Origin of the sequence: Pseudomonas sp. MWU12-2345 (assembly GCF_023242385.1) — a bacterium.
GTDB classification, from domain to species: Bacteria; Pseudomonadota; Gammaproteobacteria; order Pseudomonadales; family Pseudomonadaceae; genus Aquipseudomonas; species Aquipseudomonas gingeri_D.
Map to the genome: position 1 here is coordinate 1 of NZ_JALLJA010000039.1, position 3,406 is coordinate 3,406.

2 rRNA genes are annotated in these 3,406 nt (G+C 51.1%); both read left to right on the top strand.

The features are described 5' to 3' along the window. Positions 1–201: 201 nt before the first annotated feature. Positions 202–3,092: ribosomal RNA gene (locus M5C71_RS33470) — 23S ribosomal RNA — on the top strand. 152 nt (positions 3,093–3,244) lie between these two features. Then, positions 3,245–3,360: ribosomal RNA gene (rrf, locus tag M5C71_RS33475) — 5S ribosomal RNA — on the top strand. The last annotated feature ends 46 nt before the right edge of the window (positions 3,361–3,406 follow it).

Here is a 3,406-nt window from a genome sequence, read left to right on the forward strand (position 1 = left end):
TGATGATGGTGAATGTTGATTTCTAGTCTTTGATTAGATCGTTCTTTAAAAATTTGGGTATGTGATAGAAAGATAGACTGAACGTTACTTTCACTGGTAACGGCTCAGGCTAAGGTAAAATTTGTGAGTGACTCTTAAGAGTTTTGCGAATTTTCGGCGAATGTCGTCTTCACAGTATAACCAGATTGCTTGGGGTTATATGGTCAAGTGAAGAAGCGCATACGGTGGATGCCTTGGCAGTCAGAGGCGATGAAAGACGTGGTAGCCTGCGAAAAGCTTCGGGGAGTCGGCAAACAGACTTTGATCCGGAGATGTCTGAATGGGGGAACCCAGCCATCATAAGATGGTTATCTTGTACTGAATACATAGGTGCAAGAGGCGAACCAGGGGAACTGAAACATCTAAGTACCCTGAGGAAAAGAAATCAACCGAGATTCCCTTAGTAGTGGCGAGCGAACGGGGACTAGCCCTTAAGTGGCTTTGAGATTAGCGGAACGCTCTGGAAAGTGCGGCCATAGTGGGTGATAGCCCTGTACGCGAAAATCTCTTGGTCATGAAATCGAGTAGGACGGGGCACGAGAAACCTTGTCTGAATATGGGGGGACCATCCTCCAAGGCTAAATACTACTGACTGACCGATAGTGAACTAGTACCGTGAGGGAAAGGCGAAAAGAACCCCGGAGAGGGGAGTGAAATAGATCCTGAAACCGTATGCGTACAAGCAGTGGGAGCCCACTTTGTTGGGTGACTGCGTACCTTTTGTATAATGGGTCAGCGACTTATTTTCAGTGGCGAGCTTAACCGAATAGGGGAGGCGTAGCGAAAGCGAGTCTTAATAGGGCGTCTAGTCGCTGGGAATAGACCCGAAACCGGGCGATCTATCCATGGGCAGGTTGAAGGTTGGGTAACACTAACTGGAGGACCGAACCGACTACCGTTGAAAAGTTAGCGGATGACCTGTGGATCGGAGTGAAAGGCTAATCAAGCTCGGAGATAGCTGGTTCTCCTCGAAAGCTATTTAGGTAGCGCCTCATGTATCACTGTAGGGGGTAGAGCACTGTTTCGGCTAGGGGGTCATCCCGACTTACCAAACCGATGCAAACTCCGAATACCTACAAGTGCCGAGCATGGGAGACACACGGCGGGTGCTAACGTCCGTCGTGAAAAGGGAAACAACCCAGACCGTCAGCTAAGGTCCCAAAGTCATGGTTAAGTGGGAAACGATGTGGGAAGGCTTAGACAGCTAGGAGGTTGGCTTAGAAGCAGCCACCCTTTAAAGAAAGCGTAATAGCTCACTAGTCGAGTCGGCCTGCGCGGAAGATGTAACGGGGCTCAAACCATGCACCGAAGCTACGGGTATCACTTAGGTGATGCGGTAGAGGAGCGTTCTGTAAGCCTGTGAAGGTGAGTTGAGAAGCTTGCTGGAGGTATCAGAAGTGCGAATGCTGACATGAGTAACGACAATGGGTGTGAAAAACACCCACGCCGAAAGACCAAGGTTTCCTGCGCAACGTTAATCGACGCAGGGTTAGTCGGTCCCTAAGGCGAGGCTGAAAAGCGTAGTCGATGGAAAACAGGTTAATATTCCTGTACTTCTGGTTATTGCGATGGAGGGACGGAGAAGGCTAGGCCAGCTTGGCGTTGGTTGTCCAAGTTTAAGGTGGTAGGCTGGAATCTTAGGTAAATCCGGGATTCTAAGGCCGAGAGCTGATGACGAGTTGCCATTAGGCGACGAAGTGGTTGATGCCATGCTTCCAAGAAAAGCTTCTAAGCTTCAGGTAACCAGGAACCGTACCCCAAACCGACACAGGTGGTTGGGTAGAGAATACCAAGGCGCTTGAGAGAACTCGGGTGAAGGAACTAGGCAAAATGGCACCGTAACTTCGGGAGAAGGTGCGCCGGTGAGGGTGAAGGACTTGCTCCGTAAGCCCATGCCGGTCGAAGATACCAGGCCGCTGCGACTGTTTATTAAAAACACAGCACTCTGCAAACACGAAAGTGGACGTATAGGGTGTGACGCCTGCCCGGTGCCGGAAGGTTAATTGATGGGGTTAGCTAACGCGAAGCTCTTGATCGAAGCCCCGGTAAACGGCGGCCGTAACTATAACGGTCCTAAGGTAGCGAAATTCCTTGTCGGGTAAGTTCCGACCTGCACGAATGGCGTAACGATGGCGGCGCTGTCTCCACCCGAGACTCAGTGAAATTGAAATCGCTGTGAAGATGCAGTGTATCCGCGGCTAGACGGAAAGACCCCGTGAACCTTTACTATAGCTTTGCACTGGACTTTGAATTTGCTTGTGTAGGATAGGTGGGAGGCTTTGAAGCGTGGACGCCAGTTCGCGTGGAGCCAACCTTGAAATACCACCCTGGCAACTTTGAGGTTCTAACTCAGGTCCGTTATCCGGATCGAGGACAGTGTATGGTGGGTAGTTTGACTGGGGCGGTCTCCTCCTAAAGAGTAACGGAGGAGTACGAAGGTGCGCTCAGACCGGTCGGAAATCGGTCGTAGAGTATAAAGGCAAAAGCGCGCTTGACTGCGAGACAGACACGTCGAGCAGGTACGAAAGTAGGTCTTAGTGATCCGGTGGTTCTGTATGGAAGGGCCATCGCTCAACGGATAAAAGGTACTCCGGGGATAACAGGCTGATACCGCCCAAGAGTTCATATCGACGGCGGTGTTTGGCACCTCGATGTCGGCTCATCACATCCTGGGGCTGAAGCCGGTCCCAAGGGTATGGCTGTTCGCCATTTAAAGTGGTACGCGAGCTGGGTTTAGAACGTCGTGAGACAGTTCGGTCCCTATCTGCCGTGGACGTTTGAGATTTGAGAGGGGCTGCTCCTAGTACGAGAGGACCGGAGTGGACGAACCTCTGGTGTTCCGGTTGTCACGCCAGTGGCATTGCCGGGTAGCTATGTTCGGGAAAGATAACCGCTGAAAGCATCTAAGCGGGAAACTTGCCTCAAGATGAGATCTCACTGGAACCTTGAGTTCCCTGAAGGGCCGTCGAAGACTACGACGTTGATAGGTTGGGTGTGTAAGCGCTGTGAGGCGTTGAGCTAACCAATACTAATTGCCCGTGAGGCTTGACCATATAACACCCAAGCAATTTGCGTCGAAAGGCCAAGTTGCGGTGTGTGAAGACGAAACGAACCGAAAGTTTGCGACTCACAAAACACCGAGCTGTCACATACCCATTTGCTGGAGCGTGAACCCGTAAGGGCAAACGACCTGGCTGCCGAATTTCTTGACGACCATAGAGCATTGGAACCACCTGATCCCATCCCGAACTCAGTAGTGAAACGATGCATCGCCGATGGTAGTGTGGGGTTTCCCCATGTGAGAGTAGGTCATCGTCAAGATTAAATTCCGAAACCCCAATTGCGAAAGCAGTTGGGGTTTTGTTTT